Consider the following 17,468-nt stretch of genomic DNA (forward strand, 5'->3'; position numbering starts at 1 on the left):
CTCCTATAAAATTCCTTTGTCCATCAACTCAAACTTCTGTTTAAGATGACGAGTCATATTGTTAATTTGCGCAGCGCCTAGCTTGGCAAGTTCAGGGGCGATAAGAATATTTAGATTAACGCCGTTATCGACGATGGTAACGGCGTCGGCAGGCACGCCCGTTAGCACCAAATCAAAAGCAAGAAGTAAATCGACTTCCGCCGATTTATAAGCAATAGGTCTATCTGGTGAAGAATACACCGCAAATAGCACCTCTTGTGTTTGGCCATTTGCTTCGCTTTCGATATAAAAGCCCACTTCATTGACCCAAAAGTTGTGATCGGTATCATCAATCACACTCATATGGATTTGGGCATTCCCCTTATCTTCGCCACTTGCCACCATAATGCGGTGGACTTCTTGTTGTAGCTGGCGGCGGCCTTGATCTGGCGTATAATTACCAGTGCCAAGCCCTACCTTGCTGATCTTCGCTTGAAAGCCATTTTTTTGGGCGTTAAATACTGCTTCCAAACCCGCGGTGGTGATGGTCGGCCGTAAAATCGTGCTCACAGCACCTGTCTCCTTTTGTTGAGTGATATCAACCCGCATCAATACACAACTCATTTAATAAGCTGATTTATTAAGCACATTGATATGAAATGACAGCAATGGGTTTTATACCAATAGGTACTACCGCTGGGTAAACGCTGATGACATCATTTGAAGTGTTTATATTCGCTATTCCAATAGCGGTTGTAGGCTAAATTGCTGCGATGATTAATACCCATTTGCTTAATTAAGTGAGCTATTTTAAGGCGAGAAAACCTTGTCGATAACCAGGCAAAAATTTTGCTATTTAGTTGTTCTAAATGAAAAATTTTTAACGCCGTTAGCGTCAGATTTACTCCTTCAAATTGAGCAAGTATTAAGACAAATTGGTATAAGTGTGGCAGTAGAATCTAGCCACTTGAAAACGACGATTAGTAAAGTGCAAAGTGCTCGCAAGTTCCGTCGTAAAGTCAAACTTGGCGGCAGGCAATCTTTGCTCATTGGTTAAATAAATTCGGCTAACCACATGACGGCGGTTATTTAAGTGAAGCCCTGCTCGCGCAGAGCTTTGTAAATACGCATTCACATGCTGGCTTTTCATATACCGGCCTGTCGCTGCGATTTGTTTATTGCTTGCCAATGCAAATGCAGCTGATACGGTGGCTGCGGGTGCTTTTACGGCCTCAGTTTGCGCTGACTTTCTCGCAACTTGCAAGCCACTGGCAATAGAGGCTGTTTGCAGTGTTAGGCTCATTTTGGCACCGACTAAAAAGTCGAAATGGGCACGTTTTGGTTTGGTACTATCGGTAACATCTTTAACGGCTTGGTAAAGCTCTGGACTTAAGATCACAGCGTCACTGGTATACGGAATTTCATTCGCCCACGCGATAAACATAAAGGTATGCGGCTGCTTTGATTGATAAGGCGCCAGTGCTATATCATCAATTTCTTGAAACCATTCAAAAAACTCAACACTTACCCCTAGCGCTGCCAATGCTCGCTTTACCGAGCCAACCGTGCCTTTGTGCTTATGCACTTTGACCGAATTGGCGATAAATGCCCGTTTAGTATCTACCGGCCAGCTTTCATCCCACTCATCTACTGATAAAGACCATGCAAGCCAAGGTAATAAAGCCTCTGGGCAGGTCTGTGGGTGCCATTGCTTGCCCACATATTCTGGGATAGTTGGTGTTACCTCAAGCTTACTCGGTAAGTCTTCAACTTGATCAGCAATAGTGCGAACCAGCTTTGATGTGCCAGGTGGCAGTAATTTATGATAACTTGTCATAGCTCACCTTACTCCGTTGGAAAATGTAATTGCACATCGCGACAGTAAGCGGCATTTTTAGCACTTGGTGAGAGGTCGTCATGCATCGAGCGAAGCTTCACTTTTCTTACTCCTCCTTGATGCAAGGCATCAATAAGTCCCGAGCTGGGTACTTCTTTCCCGAGCAAGTAATGCGATTGAATAAAGTTTTCAATTGCACGATGGATGGACACTTTCACCTGCTCCGTATTAATACCTGCATTAAAGTAAATCTCGGCTTCAATCGTGTAGGCCGTTGGCTCTACCAAATGCACGCGTACAAGGTCCGTAAGCGGTCTAACATCTTCGTCGTTGAGATAACGTAACACCTCAGTTCTCAGTGCTTCTTTATCTTCCAAAGTCACCACTTCAGCAACTGGTAACACATGGACTTCAACAATACCCGGCAATGTTGATTCAACAAATACGTCTTTCACTTTTGCAGAAGCGGTAAACGCATGGTACTGATAAGCACCAGACGTGCCTCCCATTGAATGACTTTCAAGAGAAAGTGGGATCCGCAAACGATAGCGTTCATCCGATTCCGCTTCTTCTCGCGCTACACCGAACAAAACACCCAAATGATCCAAGTCACTGCCCGTAGCATATGCCACCATCACAGATTGTGCGGCATCATTTACACGCTGCCTCAGCAATACCTCACGATAGGCAAAAAGCTCCATCAGCTTTATTGCTGGATCTGAGGGAAGAAATGGAAAATCTGGAAACTGCTGTTGCAATTGCGCTTCTAATTCCTGATAAATAGCTTCATAGCTGACTGTCTCCAACACATCAGGTGCAGATAGGCGCGTCAAATCGATAGCATTATTCATGCTACTCTCCTTTTAAATGGGGTTGGATAAAGAAAGCCAATACGGCCGATAATAGCGGCGCTACGGACCCACTCTGCGGGCACCGAGCAACGTATCTAATTTTTTATCTATAGAATCTAAGCGCTTTTCGATGCGCTTTTGGTCTTCTTGGCGAATTTGCTTGAGGTGGTCAAGCTCTTGGGAGTTAGTGGTGATCCTTTTATCTAAGTCGCCAAGGTAAATAACACCAGACACCAACAGCGCAATGGTGGTGAGAATGTGGGCCAAATTAAACTCCTTTTTCATTTGCCATTGTTCAGGATGATTCACTTGCTGACCCCTTTTACTTTCTCAACGGTTCTAAGCCCTGCAAGCCCTAACATGGCAAGCGTAAGCTCTAACATCACATCCAGCGGCAACTCAGGTGTACCATGTTCAGGCATTAACCACTGTAGAATTGGATTAATCACGAACGAAAACAAAAAGCCTAGACCACACACCCACATCAAAAAAGGCCTCGCCCCCGCAACAAACACACTGCGATGCGCTGCTTGAACTTGATTGATCTGCGCTTGTACTAATGCATGCTTTGCTATCAGTCTCGCCTTTAAATGCTCTTGCTTGAGTACTTCTTCTTCACTGGTAAACAATTCATCAAGAATATTGCCAATTGCTTCTATCGGAGCCACTGTTTTTGCAGAAAATAGGCTACCTAATAGACTCATGATTGCCATTCCCCAGAGATCATCTGTTGAGCAAGCTCTTGCGCGCGATTGGGCACTTGTCTTGCCCAGCGGCTATCTAACATTTCAAGCGCAGCGGTATCAAAATCACCTTTTTCGACCGCTTGTAACATTCGACTAAAGTTAAGTAACCCTGTGATCCCTAAGTTAAATGCCATATTTACCAGCACCGCCATCCGTGCATCGTTGCAGTGTTGGGTTGCAATCCTGCGCGCCACCGCCGCTTTAGCATTTTCTACATCGCTCGCAAGCAGTGATTCTGCTTCTTCTTCATCAATCCCCTTATCATCGAGATTTCGACCATAGCCAATAGTCAGCTTTCCCGCGGTACAAAGGTAAGGAAATTGGCGAAACCCCTCATGTTTTTTGAGTTGCTCTACTGTATTCATTACGGACATACAATTCCCCTTTATTGTTGCTAATGTGTCGACATATTAACCATCAAGCTTTGCTCAGCTTTCAATAACCAAAACTCCATTGAACGCTTGCTGTCAAAACCCAATGTTTTTGCTGCATCGACCACCTTGTTATGCATCATGTATTTAGCTCGGATTGCACGCTTACATTCTGGCCTAAGTAACTCAATTGATGCGGTAAGTTGAGCAATTTCATCTGGCACATGCATCTGCTCTGCACTCACGTATTTGCTTGATGAACTGCCAATAGCTTCTGTTGCAGCTTGACGGCTAAAGCCCTTACCTAGCTCTTTACTACACCAAAACTTACCCCAGCGCTTAAGGGCAGTACGTACCTGTTTAATTGTCACTTGCTTGTTGGTCATGGATTTTTCCTATCACTTCTAAAATATCGAGTAAGTACACATCTTCAACTAGGCCAATAACATCATTCCAGCGTGGGCTATATTCCCTATTTTCCCATCGTCTTAACGTACGCTCCTCAATACCATAATGAGCGGCTGATTCAGCTTGCGTGTAACCTCTGAGCTTTCGCGCAACACGAAGAATTTCGGCTCCTGTTGGAGCTGGTTTGCTTTGACCCACCAGTCTGGATGTGGTTGTGTTTATAAGTGTCATTGTTCTCCTTACCTCAAAAAATAAACACGACTAGTGAAAATTTGTTCTGCTTAGCTGAATGGGGATCGCTGAAAAGCGAAAACAACGTAGCCGTTCATCCTTGCCATTGAGTTTTTAGTTCCGGTAAAAACCCACCACGCCCGTTAACATGTTCATCTGATAACTTTCTTCAGCGTAGTGATATAATAGCGATTTCTCGGATTGGAAACAGGTCAAAAATGACCTATGAATGATACGCTTACAATTGACAGCTGGATAAATAAACAGTTCAATTATTTAACTTATTAAAAGGTAAATAAAAAATTACAATGGTTAACCAATACTAGCTTGGGCATTGTTTTTTCCTCGTTCTGAACTATCAACATTGCAGCACTGGAAGGCTTTCTCTAAAATACATCTAAATTAAAAAAGAGATTGGAAACTCATGGCTCAATATATTTATACCATGTCGCGGGTGAGCAAAGTTGTGCCACCTAAGCGCACTATTCTGAAAGACATTTCTTTATGCTTTTTCCCGGGCGCTAAAATTGGTGTTTTAGGTCTTAATGGTGCAGGTAAATCGACCTTACTTCGCATTATGGCGGGTGTGGATAATGAATTCGAGGGCGAGGCACGTCCGCAACCTGGTACTAAGATTGGTTACCTACCGCAGGAACCTGTACTAGATGAAAGCAAAACCGTTCGTGAAACGATTGAAGAAGCAGTTGGCGAAGTTAAGCGCGCCCTGAATCGATTAGACGAAGTGTACGCAGAGTACGCAATGGAAGACGCTGATTTTGATGCGCTAGCTAAAGAGCAAGGCGAATTAGAAGCTATCATCCAAGCACATGACGGTCACAACCTAGATAATGCGCTTGAGCGCGCTGCCGATGCGCTTCGCTTACCAGAATGGGATGCGAAAATTGAGCACCTATCAGGTGGTGAAAGACGCCGTGTTGCTATCTGCCGACTGTTACTTGAAAAGCCAGATATGCTGCTTCTTGACGAACCGACTAACCACTTAGATGCCGAGTCGGTTGCGTGGTTGGAGCGCTTCCTTCATGACTACGAGGGCACAGTGGTAGCGATCACCCACGACCGCTACTTCCTAGATAATGTAGCAGGCTGGATTTTAGAGCTTGACCGTGGCCACGGTATTCCGTGGGAAGGTAACTATTCTTCATGGCTTGAGCAAAAAGATGCACGCTTGAAGCAAGAAGAAAAATCAGAGAAAGCACGCCAGAAGTCGATTGAAAAAGAACTTGAATGGGTACGCTCAAATCCGAAAGGTCGCCAAGCTAAGTCTAAAGCACGTATGGCGCAGTTTACCGAGCTTCAGCAAAACGACTATCAAAAGCGTAACGAAACCAACGAGCTATTCATTCCACCTGGTCCTCGCTTAGGTGACCAAGTGATTGAAGTGAGCAACTTACGTAAGAGCTTCGGTGACAGATTGTTGATTGACGATTTGAACTTCAACGTACCTAAAGGTGCAATTGTTGGGATCATCGGTGCAAACGGCGCGGGTAAGTCAACGCTGTTTAGAATGCTAAGCGGTCAAGAGCAGCCAGATAGTGGTAACATCACTATTGGTGAAACGGTTGAAATCGCCACTGTTGAACAGTTCCGTGATGACATGGACGGTAATAATACCGTATTCCAAGAGATCTCTAATGGCCAAGACATTCTTAAAATTGGTAACTTTGAAGTACCAAGCCGTGCCTATGTTGGCCGCTTTAACTTTAAGGGCAATGACCAACAAAAGTTTGTAAAAGAGCTTTCTGGTGGTGAGCGCAATCGTCTGCACTTAGCAAAACTACTAAAAGCAGGCGGTAACGTACTGTTGCTGGATGAGCCAACCAACGATCTCGACGTTGAAACGTTACGAGCGCTAGAAAACGCGATTTTGGAATTCCCGGGCTGCGTTATGTGTATCTCGCACGACCGTTGGTTCCTAGACCGCATCGCGACCCATATTCTAGATTACCGTGATGAAGGCCAAATCAATTTCTTTGATGGCAACTACACTGAATACGAAGAGTGGCTGAAGAAGACCTTTGGTGCTGAGGCCGCAGAGCCTAAACGTATCAAATACAAGAAGATTGGCTAATAATTAAAACATTAGGGCCTGTTGATCTTTCAAGTTTGTTTTTGCAGCAGTTTGATTGGTATTTATACAAGGCAGAGCCAGCGTAGCGTAGTCATTCTACGTAAGTCTGGCGATAACACAGTAGAAATGCCAATCAAGCGCTGCCCTTTGGGTTGACCTGAGTGCGCTTTGTTCATTGTTGCTCAACTTTTGCCTAGATTACTAGGCGGCAAGTCGAGCGTCGCGACCAAAACACACTCAGAAGAACAAGAATCAAACAGCAAAGGTCAACAGGCCCTAGTCTATCGACGATAGATAATCTGAGGCTCCTCGTTAGGAGCCTTTATTATTTTTAATACCTGCTTTTCTTTATTCATGCCGCACTATGGAGGTACGTAGCAAATCAAACTGCAGCAGCAATCCTATCCAACCAGCGTAATTTATTGTCATTTTTTAGTAGCGAGCACAATGATATAAGCTATTCTTTACCTATACGGACTATTAGGATCAGTAATGAAAGAACGTCGACGTTTTTCCAGAGTTATTTTTTCAAACGAGGCTCAGTTTATGGCCTCAAGCGGTGATTTTAGCTGCGAAATCTTGGATTTATCGCTCAATGGCGCGTTACTCACCCTGCCCGATGGCTATGTGCCACTCAAAAACGACCCAGCAAGTTTAAACTTTTACCTACCAGGGAGTGATATCCAAATTACGATGGAGGTAGAGGTTCGTCATGTTGAAGAAGGTCATCTAGGTGTACATTGCCGCCAAATCGATCTCGATAGTGTGACGCATTTAAAGCGCCTTATTGAACTTAACCTTGGAGATGATGATATACTACATCGCGAGCTGGAGCAGCTCACCTACGATGATGATTAATATCTATCGGATTTCAAATTCGATGCTATAACAAAGAGAAAATTATGATTTTGGATTCTTTACAAGGATTTGTCCCTTTTATTTCCTACTTCGGTCTTGCCTACTTACTTACCTTAGTCTTTTTATTTATTTACTCCAAAGTTACCCCTTATTGTGAGTGGAAACTAGTTAAAGAAAACAACCCTGCTGCTGCAACTGCGTTTTGCGGTACCTTAATTGGTTTTGTCTTACCTATCGCCAGTGCTGCTGTCAATGCAGTCTCTCTTATTGATTTTGCCGTTTGGGGTGTTATTGCGGGAGTCATGCAGTTAATTACCTTCTTCATGGTAAGGCTGTATATGCCAAAGCTATCTGAGAAAATCGAAAACAATCACATCAGTGCTGGTTTGTTTTTAGGTGGAGCCTCGCTTGCGACCGGAATTTTGAATGCCGCTTGCATGACCTATTAAGGAGTCAAGATGAAAAGGAGTAGAACAATCAAATTGACTTTATTAATGGGCGCCACAGGAGGGTTGACTGCGTGTGGTGATAGCGACGAATCAGCGTTACTTTTTAAAAACATTGATGAATGTACATCATTCGGTATTGAAGAAGAAGCATGCCAGTTTCAATACCAACAAGCTCTCGATAGCCATCGCCAAGAAGCGCCCAAATATGCCTCTGAGCAGTTGTGCGAAAGCGACTTTGGCTTTGATCGCTGTGAAAATTCGAGTGGTGGGATCTGGCGTCCAATTATGGCAGGCTTTATGGTTGCTGCACTTGCAGAAGCAGTAGACGAAGGCCTAGACATGATGAAAAAGCGCAAAAAGAAGAAAGCAGCTTACTTAAGCGGCACTTATTATTCTGGCGCAAAGCCACTGTATCGCTCTCGTGATGACTTCTTTAGCTACCGAAATGCGCAAAACGGGTTTGTCGCATCTGCAAAATCTTCGGGTACAACATCGGTTAAAAGCTCAACTATAAATTACAAACCGCGCGCCAGCTCAGTATCACGCAGTCGTGGTGGATTTGGCCGCACAGCTTCTCGTAGTAGTGGTGGCAGTTGGGGCAGCTAAGCCAACCTTCGCTTGATAAAAGATAAGCCGAGGTCCACTCGGCTTTTTATTACATATTCTGTAATTTACCAAGTATCTATGCAATTGGTATTAAACGGATCGATTTTACACTCATGTTAAGAATTTCTATTGATGAACGCCCACACTGGCGTGAACAAGCAAAAGCCCACGGCTTTGAATTTCATACTATGTATGGTGAAAAGTATTGGGACGAAAGTGCATATTATCAATTTACGTTAAAACAAATTGAGCAAGACTTGGAAGACCCAAGTGATGAACTCCACCAAATGCTCTTACACCTTGTCGATTTAGTGTGTAATGACGAGTCACTTCTGCAACAGTTTGCTATTCCTGAGTCTCAATGGGAATTAGTGACTCGCTCATGGCGTCGTCGAGACCAAGCGCTCTATGGTCGCTTTGATTTTAGTTACGATGGTAAGTCACCAGCTAAGCTGCTGGAGGCCAATTATGACACGCCCACCAGCTTATTCGAAACGGGTTACTGGCAGTGGCTATGGCTTGAAGAACAGGTAAAAGCCGGTAAGTTACCGCGTAATGCGGATCAATTTAATGGCCTTCAAGAAGCGCTGATAGAGCGCTTTTATCAACTGCATAAATTCCACCGTGGTGCTCCCCTACACTTTTCTTGCTGCAAAGAAAGCATTGAGGACTTGGGCACCATTCAATATATGCGCAGCTGCGCGATGGAAGCTGGACTCAAAACGAAACAAGTTTTTATCGAAGATATCGGATTTGATAACCAACACTTTGTCGATCTTGATGATTCAAAAATTCAATGGATGTTTAAGCTATACCCGTGGGAATTTATGTTTCAAGATGAATATAGCGAACAATTATCGGAAGCAAAAGTTCAATGGCTAGAGCCTGCTTGGAAAGCGATTTTATCTAACAAAGCAATCTTACCTTTGCTATGGCAAACCTTTCCCAACCACCCAAATCTGTTACCGGCATACTTTGAACAGGACAAGCATAAAATTGCACACAGCGAGTCCGGCTATGTGAAGAAGCCGTTATTTTCTCGCGAAGGCGCGAATATTGAGATCCGAAAAGATCAACAACTACTTGCACAGTCTGCTGGTGGATATGGCGAAGAAGGTTATATTTATCAAGCTTACTCACCTTTACCCAAATTTGCGGGCTTCAATACGCTCATCGGCTCATGGATTGTCGGTGATAAAGCAGTTGGAATTGGTGTTCGTGAAGATAAAAGCCTGATCACCCAAGATCTTAGCCGTTTCTTACCCCATATCATTGTTGGCTAAACTCATTGAACACTAAATAACTTAGTTGGTATGGAACAAATATGTTCCATCTCTCAAATTAGTGTTCAGCCAAGAATAAAAGCTTATTAAATTCATGGCATTCGTACTTTTTAGACAAACACTTGGCAAAACCCGCCGCAAAAATTAACACAAACTTAACCAGTGTACTAAAGTAGTATCTGGGTTTTGCATCAGGCTGAGAAAGCAATACTTGGCTTGTTGCAACAAATTTTTGGGAAGTGCACTCAACAGGTTGGAGTGCATAGATACGTTATAGATCACTTAGCGAGCTAGGAAGTAATACCAACTGGTATAAAAGCAGTCAGCCTCAAAGTGTGAGACATAGTCGACTAAGGAACTCACATGACTCACTACAAAATAGGTACAGACATCAGTCAAAAACTCATTCCAGACGCGGTGAAAGTCGCAGTGATAGGGGCTGGTATGTCTGGTTTGTATAGCGCTTGGCGATTACAGTGCGAAACAGACGTTGATGACTTCGCCATTTTTGAGCGCAGCAACCGCACAGGTGGAAGATTGGACTCAGACCTTATCCATTTCAGAGATAACCGCGCAGGAGCAAAGCCTGACAGCACCATTACAGTCAAAGAAGAACAAGGTGGTATGCGGTTTCTATTTGAGGGTATGGATGACCTAATGGCCCTCTTTCTTAAATTGGGCCTAGAAGATCAGATAGTCCCGTTCCCAATGAATAGCGGCGGAAATAACCGGCTCTACTTTCGCGGTACCAGCTTTTCGGTAAACGATGCCGAACAAGACGACTATCATATTTGGTCGGCACTTTATAACCTCGACCCAAACGAGCAAGGAGTTAACCCCAAAGACATTATTAATGTTGTTTTTAATCGTATCTTGCAAGTGAATCCACAGTTCGATTCAAGGCCTGAGGTTCGCGGTCCAGAGTTTTGGCAAGATTTCCGTCTGCAATGTCAATGGCAAGGTGAACCGCTATATAATTGGTCTTTGTGGGATTTACTCACTGATATGGGTTATAGCCAAGAATGTATCACCATGCTGTATCGTGTTTTGGGCTTTAATGGCACCTTCTTATCGAAAATGAATGCGGGGGTTGCCTATCAGCTTTTGGAAGACTTTCCTGCAGATGTCGAATTTAGAACTTTTAAAGACGGCTTTAGCACCCTGCCAAACGCGCTGGTGGATAAAATAGGTAAAGAGAAGATTTACCTGCAAACGAGCATCGATAGCATCGCCTTTGATAAAGCAGACAATTTATATGTACTCAAGTACACCAAAACCGAGCAAGACGGACAGATAAGCGAAGGAACATTTAAAGCCGAAAAGCTTATTTTAGGGCTACCAAGGCTCGCGCTTGAAAAGTTGTTCATAGCGTCGGATGTATTCAAACAACTACCAAAGCAGCGGCGCGATGCGTTATGGGATACATTGCAAAGCACAAGCAACCAACCGCTCCTGAAGATTAATTTATACTACGACACTGCATGGTGGGGAACCGGCATGACAGGCCGTCCAGCTGTCAGCTTTGGACCTAACTTTGCCGATTTACCAACGGGTTCTGTTTATCCCTTTTATGCTTTAGATGATGAACTCGCAGCCGCGCTTATGTATAACGAGCGTCATGCAGAGCCTAACTCTGAAACTCAACACAAACTCGAAGGGATAGAAGCCGCTAAATACAGTCGCCCAGCCGCATTGACTATTTACTGTGATTATTTAAATATTAATTTTTGGAGTGCACTGCAAAACAAAGGTGAGCTTTATCATCACCCTCGTGAGTCGGAACTCGTTGAATCTATTCCCAGTGATATTTTTCCAGCCTCGGAAGCGGTTGTACGACAAGCGACACAATTCTTTAAAGACATTTTTAATACACATTATGTTCCTCAGCCCACCCTCACAAGCGCTCGAATTTGGGAAGGGAATGTGAATTTCAATGTCCCTGAAAATCTTCAATTTGGTTTTGGTGTACATCAATGGGCAATTGGTGCGAATGATAAAGACGTCATCGAAGATTTAGTGGAGCCGTTGCCAAATCTATTTACCTGCGGTGAAGCTTACTCTGATTATCAGGGCTGGGTAGAAGGCGCGTTACGTTCGACAGATTTAGCGCTACAAAAAGGGTTTGGTTTAGCGCCACTAAGCGAGGTCTTTGAAACAGACCAAGGCTGTAGCTCGTCAGAAGCAATACAAATCGCCTATCGGAAAATTGCTAATGAAATGATTATGGAATATATCGATCCTAACTTTTCACCAAACACTAAAGACAAAGTAACGCTTGCTGATGCCAATAGTGTGCTTGGCGTCAACCTCAGTTATTTCGATAAGCCCTAACCCGCCTCTCTAGTAATGAGGAGTTTTTTACTCCTCATTATCCCTACCTTGCAGAACGAATTGATAGTTCTCGACCGACTAGAACCGTTCCGGCGTACTTCAAGTTACCCTAAGCTCCGCTGATCTGAGCCCTGTGATAAGTATTCTACGCTTTTGTGATAAAAACGTGATAACTCCGTGAGCCTATCTCAATATCTTGCAGCCATGATAAGGAGACTGTTAATCCTAATAAGAAGAGTACATCATGAAAGCAAAAATCCTGACAACATTAGTCGCAACGTGTTTATCAAGCGCTGCGTTGGCACAAGACCTTGAAGTAAAAATCACTAACCTCACTCACGGTATTTACTATACGCCTTTACTGGTGGCTACTCATAATCAAGATACCGCTCTTTTCAAACTCGGTGAGCAAGCTTCTGAAGCATTGCAAGCCATGGCCGAAGGCGGTGACATTTCAGCTTTAGGACAAATCCTCGAAAGCTCAAACGCCAATATGGTCGCCAACCCAGCTGAGGGGCTACTTGCACCCGCAGGCTCTACAATGGCGATGATATCTACCAGTGAGGGAAATACGCACCTTTCAATTGTGGCAATGCTACTTCCTACCAATGATGGATTTGTAGGATTAAATGCGTGGCCTATTCCAAGCGCTGCCGGCACCTATGAAGTTTACCTTAATGCCTATGATGCGGGTACTGAAGCGAATAATGAATTGGTTGTCGAAGGCTCTGGTGCACCCGGTATTTTAGGGATCCCGGCATCGCCAGGTGCAACTCCTGGAACTCAAGGTGCTGGCGTCACAGCAAGTGAAGAAAACACCATGGTCCATATTCACAGAGGCAACGTAGGTGACGACGAGCAAGTCGGCGGTAATAGCGATCTGCATAACACCGTGCACCGTTGGTTAAATCCCGTAGCTAAAGTAACAGTAACCGTAAAATAAGGGGGAGCTATGAAAGCGAAATTAGCATTAATTGCCATGTCTGCGCTCCTGCTCAGTGCATGTGGAGACAATGACAATAATATGGTGATGCCAGAGCCTCCGGTTGAGCCAGAGCCAGTTGAGTATGAGTTTGCCATCACTATCACGAACCTTACACATGCACAGCCTATGTCACCAATTGCAGCGCTGCTTCATCAGTCTGGTCATTACTTTACTGTCGGCATGCCAGCGAGTGAAGCATTAGAGCAACTTGCAGAGGGCGGAAATAACAGCGACATCATAGCCGAAGAGATGACACAAGCATCCGTCTCAACGGATGGACCTTTAGGCCCCGGTGCGACAACCAACCTTTCCATCAAAACTACAGACCTTTCTGAGCTTAAGTTATCGCTATTAACCATGATGGTGAATACCAATGATGGATTCTCCGGTCTAAATGCTATAGACGTCTCTGCGCTGCCAGTAGGCGAGATGCAAATGTATCGAACACTTGCCTACGATGCTGGCACTGAGCTGAATAGCGAAGCCGCGGGAACCATACCAGGCCCAGCAGATAGCGGTGAGGGCTTTAACGCAGAGCGCAACGATAATCACAACATGGTGACGATGCACAGTGGTGTAGTTGGTAGTGATGATGGACTCCAAAGTTCAACGCTCACTAGTGTCCATAAATTTGATAACCCACTGCTTGCAGTCACTATCGAGAGAGTTAAATAGCCTATGCGCAAACGTCTGCCATAGGCGTTTGCGCTTTCATAAAGGGCTATTTATGTTAGAAAACGTGTTGCTAGTTGAAGATGACTTAGACATAGCGAGATTACTCCAAGTGCATTTAGAGGAGTTAGCTTTAGAGGTCACGCATGTTGCCGACGGCAGTCAAGTATTGTCGGCTGCTAAAGCGAACGATTTTGCCGTGATTTTACTGGATTTAATGCTACCTAATATGGATGGACTAACCCTTTGTCGAGAGCTTAAGACGCTTTACCCTATGAGTAGTGTCATCATCGTCACCTCAAAAAGTAGCGATATCGATAGGATCATTGGACTAGAAGTTGGTGCGGATGACTATATATGCAAGCCTTTTAATACGAGAGAGTTGCAAGCAAGAGTGAAAGCGCAGCTACGCCATGTCAGACAACTTAAGCAACCAATGCAGACTGAAAATGCGGACTTCCCGAACAATAAAATTGCAGTTGGGAGCCTAGTTATCGATGCCTGTTGTCATGAAATTTCGTTGGCTAATGTTAGATTAGACCTTACCGCAACCGAATTTGAGCTGCTGCAGTTTTTTGCTAAACACCCAAATCACGTGTTTTCTCGAACCCAGTTATTAGAATCAGTATGGGGCTACCAACACTCAGGATACGAGCATACCGTTAACTCCCATATTAATCGTCTGAGGGCAAAGCTTGAAGCTATTTCAAATAATACGGTGATAGAAACAGTATGGGGCGTTGGTTATAAATTAAATTCAGCCTCTCTTAACGGGCAAAGCGTATGAAGCTCTCACTCTACAAAAAACTCGCACTGACCTTATTTGTCACTTTCGTTGTCATAGCAGCGATTTTTGTGTGGTGGACTCAAGCGCTATCTCAAGTCTCTAAATCTCAAGCAGAACAACAATTACACCTCGCACTTGCGACCCATCTTGTTGACGATAACCCCCTGATAAAAGAGGGAGTGTACGACTATGATGGTTTGAGTAATCTATTTCACACCTTGATGATCCTAGGCCCTTCATTCGAGTTTTACTTTGTCTCCCCTGAAGGTAAGCTATTAACTTACTCTGCAGCCCCTGGAGAGGTTAAACGTCAGCAAATTGATGTTACCCCGTTAAAAAAACTCCTAAAGAGCGATAGCCAACTACCTGTATTTGGTGACGATCCTAGGAGTGTTAACGGCAGTAAAATTTTCTCTGTAGCTCCTGTATTTAATCAAGATCTTTTGCAGGGTTATCTATATATCATCATCGGCTCGTCAAAATACGATAGCATTATTGAGCAACTAAAAAATTCAGACAAGGTAATGCTTGGGGTAAGTTGGTTATTAGGCACTTTGTTCTTTTTGCTGGTTGTCGTCCTACTACTGCTTAATAAAATCACTAAGCCCGTGTCCAGACTGACTCAATATATAGATCAAGTCAGCCAAAACCAGTTTAATATTAGTCGTGATGCCCAAATAAATTGGCCCGAAGAACATGATGAGATCCATCAGCTGGGTCGCAGCGTCAATGCTATGCTGGATAAAATTCAGCAGCAATTAACCACACTTAACCTCAAAGATGAACAAAGGAAAGAACTACTTTCACAGCTAAGCCACGATCTCCGCACACCACTTGCCTCGCTTAAAGGTTACATTGAACTGATAGAAAAACAAACGAGTGACAAAAATATCGTTTCGCACATCGAAATTGCCAGCAAAAATATAAATCAGCTCAATCATCTTATTGCACAAATTTTTGAACTCGCCCATCTAGAAGCTGGACATACCAAACTTCATATTGAGCCCTTTAATCTACTTGAACTTATGTATGACGTTGCAGCTAAGTTCAAGTTGAAAGCTGAAGCCAACCAGTTACAGATAGCCATATCCCCACCCCAAAGTACATTGGTGATTACCAGTGACATAGGGAAATTAGATAGAGTGTTGTCAAACTTAATAGATAATGCAATTAGACACACAGAGGCTAGCGGAGTAATTAGTTTGGTACTAGAAGAACATGAGGGTTATGCACATATTAAGGTAAATGATACGGGTATTGGGATCAGTGAGCTGGACCTACAACATATTTTTGAAGCAAGCTTTCAAGCCAAAAATAGTAATAGTAATCGTAAATTTAATGCGGGTCTTGGTCTTGCGATTACCAGTGAGCTTATCAAAATACTTAAAGGACGGATCAGTGTAGCAAGTGCACTCAATGAAGGCAGCCAATTCACCGTCATTTTACCTTTGAACAAATAAAACTCGGAGTAACTAGCTCCAATTAGGCATCTACTAGTCTGAGCTTTTACTTAAGGTACACTTTCAATATATTTTCAATGTAAATATTTTCTGGCTTTCTACTCAAGTAAACTATATTTTAATTAAAAGTAAAATAACACGCTAATTAGTTGCAACATAATACGGAAAGTTTGCTATGCCAGTCGTCTCTATGCGTAACTTTATGAACCACATTGGAACTGCCAATGATAGCTTTCGCCAGAATGCTTCCTCGCTGAACAATATTATTCTATTGCTAGGTGGTAATGCGCAAAACAGCCCCAATAATCGAAATATCAATAATCGGACGGCCGAAAATATAGAGGGCGAGATCCACGGCCTGCCAGTTGATAAACTTCTAAAATATCAAACTGCATTAGTGTATTTAGGCAACGCATTAAATATCGATAGCTTTGCCCGTCCAACGAATTACAACATGGCTTTTCATGGTTTTGAGTTGCAATGGTATCAATTTCGAGATCCCACCCATGGCTTGATAAGGATTGATAATGCTAGGTATATTTTTAAGCATCAATTCACATTTGACAGCACTAATGGTGATGTTAACACCTTTACACACTGCCTAACTAGAGAGCATGTCTGGTACCCTACTGCTAGGGCTTATGATCCACCTTTTAACCAACTATTAAGCAGAGTACCACAAAGTTTTTTTATGCCTCAAAATGGTTCTCAAAGCGCCTCCGTAACTGACGATCACTCAACATTCAATCCTGATTATATTGTGAGACGCCCGCTAACCATGGGAAGAACCATTGATATCCGTCAGCGCTATCAATACAAACAACCCGGCCGGCAGTGGCAGAATATTCCTGGCGCTTCATATATTTTGAAAAAAGGTGTCCGATGGGGGGTGAGTGGTGATCCTTGCTTTTTCTTCTCTAAACAAAACTATGCACCAGAAAATCCTAATGCATATCACTTTGAGGTAGAAATCGCACTAGGGAATACACCATTGGCCACTTTAAATAGACTCCCATCACGAGGAGCTACATCGCATAACTCTATGAACAGACAACGTGAGATAAGGGTGATCGCCGACGGCTCATAGTGATGAGACATTACGTAGATGGAAAGGCGCTAACGCAATATTAAAGTAATACCAATTCGCTTAATTAAGTGATCTATTTTGAGGCGAGAGAACCTGGTCGATAACACCGCTACCGCGTCCTGCTATCGCCAAGGTACCTACATCTATGTAGGCAAGGCGAAAATTTTGCTATTTAGTTGCTCTAAATGAGAAATTTTTAACGCGGTTAGCGTCAGATTTGCTCCTTCAAATTGAGCAAATATTAAGGCGGATTGGTATTATGCTTTGGTGAGGGCAAGTTTATCTCGCGATGTACTGAACCCCAGATACAAAAAACCCGTTACATTGCTGTAACGGGTTTCTTTAATTAGGCCCTGACGATGTTCTACTTTCACATGGGTAATCCACACTATCATCGACGCTGTTTTGTTTCACTTCTGAGTTCGGCATGGGGTCAGG

19 protein-coding genes are annotated in these 17,468 nt (G+C 43.5%); 11 read left to right on the forward strand and 8 right to left on the reverse strand.

Going from position 1 to position 17,468, the window contains the following annotated elements; genetic code table 11:
- Positions 1 to 3: 3 nt before the first annotated feature.
- The 8 genes from EXT48_RS12100 to EXT48_RS12135 form a co-directional block, all read right to left on the reverse strand.
- Positions 4 to 549 (reverse strand): phage tail protein, encoded by a 546-nt coding sequence (locus tag EXT48_RS12100; protein WP_019647288.1) that lies wholly within the window; start codon positions 547 to 549, stop codon positions 4 to 6.
- A 355-nt stretch (positions 550 to 904) separates the two neighbouring features.
- Positions 905 to 1,816, reverse strand: coding sequence for a phage tail protein I (locus EXT48_RS12105; RefSeq protein ID WP_130164611.1), 912 nt, complete (start codon positions 1,814 to 1,816; stop codon positions 905 to 907).
- 8 nt (positions 1,817 to 1,824) lie between these two features.
- Positions 1,825 to 2,667, reverse strand: coding sequence for a baseplate J/gp47 family protein (locus EXT48_RS12110; protein WP_130164612.1), 843 nt, complete (start codon positions 2,665 to 2,667; stop codon positions 1,825 to 1,827).
- 60 nt (positions 2,668 to 2,727) lie between these two features.
- The gene (locus EXT48_RS12115; RefSeq protein ID WP_010378331.1) at positions 2,728 to 2,976 is read right to left on the reverse strand and encodes a hypothetical protein; all 249 of its coding nucleotides are present in this window, start codon (positions 2,974 to 2,976) and stop codon (positions 2,728 to 2,730) included.
- Positions 2,973 to 3,371, reverse strand: a complete 399-nt coding sequence (locus EXT48_RS12120) for a 3TM-type holin (protein ID WP_010378328.1) — start codon at positions 3,369 to 3,371, stop codon at positions 2,973 to 2,975. Before EXT48_RS12120 ends, EXT48_RS12115 begins: the two co-directional genes overlap by 4 nt.
- The gene (locus tag EXT48_RS12125) at positions 3,368 to 3,787 is read right to left on the reverse strand and encodes a glycoside hydrolase family protein (RefSeq protein ID WP_017218911.1); all 420 of its coding nucleotides are present in this window, start codon (positions 3,785 to 3,787) and stop codon (positions 3,368 to 3,370) included. Before EXT48_RS12125 ends, EXT48_RS12120 begins: the two co-directional genes overlap by 4 nt.
- Before the next feature lie 20 nt (positions 3,788 to 3,807).
- Positions 3,808 to 4,170 carry a hypothetical protein gene (locus tag EXT48_RS12130; RefSeq protein WP_039496108.1) on the reverse strand — a complete coding sequence of 121 codons (363 nt, stop codon included), beginning with the start codon at positions 4,168 to 4,170 and terminating at the stop codon, positions 3,808 to 3,810.
- Complete coding sequence (locus EXT48_RS12135; protein WP_010378322.1) at positions 4,145 to 4,423, reverse strand: DNA-binding transcriptional regulator; 279 nt, start codon at positions 4,421 to 4,423, stop codon at positions 4,145 to 4,147. Before EXT48_RS12135 ends, EXT48_RS12130 begins: the two co-directional genes overlap by 26 nt.
- Positions 4,424 to 4,847: 424 nt before the next feature.
- On the opposite strand from EXT48_RS12135, the gene ettA reads away from it, so the two are divergent.
- The 11 genes from ettA to EXT48_RS12190 all read left to right on the forward strand — a co-directional run bounded on the left by ettA (position 4,848) and on the right by EXT48_RS12190 (position 17,030).
- On the forward strand, positions 4,848 to 6,512 hold the full coding sequence (ettA, locus tag EXT48_RS12140) for an energy-dependent translational throttle protein EttA (protein WP_010604458.1): 1,665 nt from the start codon (positions 4,848 to 4,850) through the stop codon (positions 6,510 to 6,512).
- A gap of 492 nt (positions 6,513 to 7,004) precedes the next feature.
- Positions 7,005 to 7,370: a PilZ domain-containing protein gene (locus tag EXT48_RS12145; RefSeq protein ID WP_010378318.1), complete on the forward strand. Its 366-nt coding sequence runs from the start codon at positions 7,005 to 7,007 to the stop codon at positions 7,368 to 7,370.
- Between the two features lie 44 nt (positions 7,371 to 7,414).
- Entirely contained in the window at positions 7,415 to 7,819 is a 405-nt protein-coding gene (locus tag EXT48_RS12150) for a DUF350 domain-containing protein (RefSeq protein ID WP_010378315.1), read from the forward strand.
- A gap of 9 nt (positions 7,820 to 7,828) precedes the next feature.
- Complete coding sequence (locus EXT48_RS12155; RefSeq protein ID WP_130164613.1) at positions 7,829 to 8,425, forward strand: DUF1190 domain-containing protein; 597 nt, start codon at positions 7,829 to 7,831, stop codon at positions 8,423 to 8,425.
- A 113-nt stretch (positions 8,426 to 8,538) separates the two neighbouring features.
- Positions 8,539 to 9,708, forward strand: a complete 1,170-nt coding sequence (locus EXT48_RS12160) for a glutathionylspermidine synthase family protein (RefSeq protein WP_130164614.1) — start codon at positions 8,539 to 8,541, stop codon at positions 9,706 to 9,708.
- Positions 9,709 to 10,071: 363 nt separating this feature from the next.
- On the forward strand, positions 10,072 to 12,039 hold the full coding sequence (locus EXT48_RS12165; protein ID WP_130164615.1) for an FAD-dependent L-amino acid oxidase: 1,968 nt from the start codon (positions 10,072 to 10,074) through the stop codon (positions 12,037 to 12,039).
- 244 nt (positions 12,040 to 12,283) lie between these two features.
- Entirely contained in the window at positions 12,284 to 12,982 is a 699-nt protein-coding gene (locus tag EXT48_RS12170; RefSeq protein WP_130164616.1) for a spondin domain-containing protein, read from the forward strand.
- A gap of 9 nt (positions 12,983 to 12,991) precedes the next feature.
- Positions 12,992 to 13,699 carry a spondin domain-containing protein gene (locus EXT48_RS12175; RefSeq protein WP_039496099.1) on the forward strand — a complete coding sequence of 236 codons (708 nt, stop codon included), beginning with the start codon at positions 12,992 to 12,994 and terminating at the stop codon, positions 13,697 to 13,699.
- Between the two features lie 52 nt (positions 13,700 to 13,751).
- On the forward strand, positions 13,752 to 14,483 hold the full coding sequence (locus EXT48_RS12180) for a response regulator transcription factor (protein WP_130164617.1): 732 nt from the start codon (positions 13,752 to 13,754) through the stop codon (positions 14,481 to 14,483).
- Entirely contained in the window at positions 14,480 to 15,943 is a 1,464-nt protein-coding gene (locus tag EXT48_RS12185; protein WP_130164618.1) for a HAMP domain-containing sensor histidine kinase, read from the forward strand. Before EXT48_RS12180 ends, EXT48_RS12185 begins: the two co-directional genes overlap by 4 nt.
- Positions 15,944 to 16,118: 175 nt before the next feature.
- Positions 16,119 to 17,030 carry a hypothetical protein gene (locus EXT48_RS12190; RefSeq protein ID WP_130164619.1) on the forward strand — a complete coding sequence of 304 codons (912 nt, stop codon included), beginning with the start codon at positions 16,119 to 16,121 and terminating at the stop codon, positions 17,028 to 17,030.
- Positions 17,031 to 17,468 lie beyond the last annotated feature (438 nt).

Origin of the sequence: Pseudoalteromonas sp. CO348, assembly GCF_004208845.1 — a bacterium.
In the GTDB taxonomy this organism is placed as follows: Bacteria; Pseudomonadota; Gammaproteobacteria; order Enterobacterales; family Alteromonadaceae; genus Pseudoalteromonas; species Pseudoalteromonas maricaloris.

Bases quoted from the DNA above. Each gene is read 5' to 3' on its own strand.
- EXT48_RS12105 (WP_130164611.1), bottom strand. From the start codon at position 1,816: ATGACAAGTTATCATAAATTACTGCCACCTGGCACATCAAAGCTGGTT.
- EXT48_RS12110 (WP_130164612.1), bottom strand. From the start codon at position 2,667: ATGAATAATGCTATCGATTTGACGCGCCTATCTGCACCTGATGTGTTG.
- EXT48_RS12120 (WP_010378328.1), bottom strand. From the start codon at position 3,371: ATGAGTCTATTAGGTAGCCTATTTTCTGCAAAAACAGTGGCTCCGATA.
- EXT48_RS12125 (WP_017218911.1), bottom strand. From the start codon at position 3,787: ATGTCCGTAATGAATACAGTAGAGCAACTCAAAAAACATGAGGGGTTT.
- EXT48_RS12130 (WP_039496108.1), bottom strand. From the start codon at position 4,170: ATGACCAACAAGCAAGTGACAATTAAACAGGTACGTACTGCCCTTAAG.
- EXT48_RS12135 (WP_010378322.1), bottom strand. From the start codon at position 4,423: ATGACACTTATAAACACAACCACATCCAGACTGGTGGGTCAAAGCAAA.
- ettA (WP_010604458.1), top strand. From the start codon at position 4,848: ATGGCTCAATATATTTATACCATGTCGCGGGTGAGCAAAGTTGTGCCA.
- EXT48_RS12145 (WP_010378318.1), top strand. From the start codon at position 7,005: ATGAAAGAACGTCGACGTTTTTCCAGAGTTATTTTTTCAAACGAGGCT.
- EXT48_RS12150 (WP_010378315.1), top strand. From the start codon at position 7,415: ATGATTTTGGATTCTTTACAAGGATTTGTCCCTTTTATTTCCTACTTC.
- EXT48_RS12155 (WP_130164613.1), top strand. From the start codon at position 7,829: ATGAAAAGGAGTAGAACAATCAAATTGACTTTATTAATGGGCGCCACA.
- EXT48_RS12160 (WP_130164614.1), top strand. From the start codon at position 8,539: ATGTTAAGAATTTCTATTGATGAACGCCCACACTGGCGTGAACAAGCA.
- EXT48_RS12165 (WP_130164615.1), top strand. From the start codon at position 10,072: ATGACTCACTACAAAATAGGTACAGACATCAGTCAAAAACTCATTCCA.
- EXT48_RS12170 (WP_130164616.1), top strand. From the start codon at position 12,284: ATGAAAGCAAAAATCCTGACAACATTAGTCGCAACGTGTTTATCAAGC.
- EXT48_RS12175 (WP_039496099.1), top strand. From the start codon at position 12,992: ATGAAAGCGAAATTAGCATTAATTGCCATGTCTGCGCTCCTGCTCAGT.
- EXT48_RS12180 (WP_130164617.1), top strand. From the start codon at position 13,752: ATGTTAGAAAACGTGTTGCTAGTTGAAGATGACTTAGACATAGCGAGA.
- EXT48_RS12185 (WP_130164618.1), top strand. From the start codon at position 14,480: ATGAAGCTCTCACTCTACAAAAAACTCGCACTGACCTTATTTGTCACT.
- EXT48_RS12190 (WP_130164619.1), top strand. From the start codon at position 16,119: ATGCCAGTCGTCTCTATGCGTAACTTTATGAACCACATTGGAACTGCC.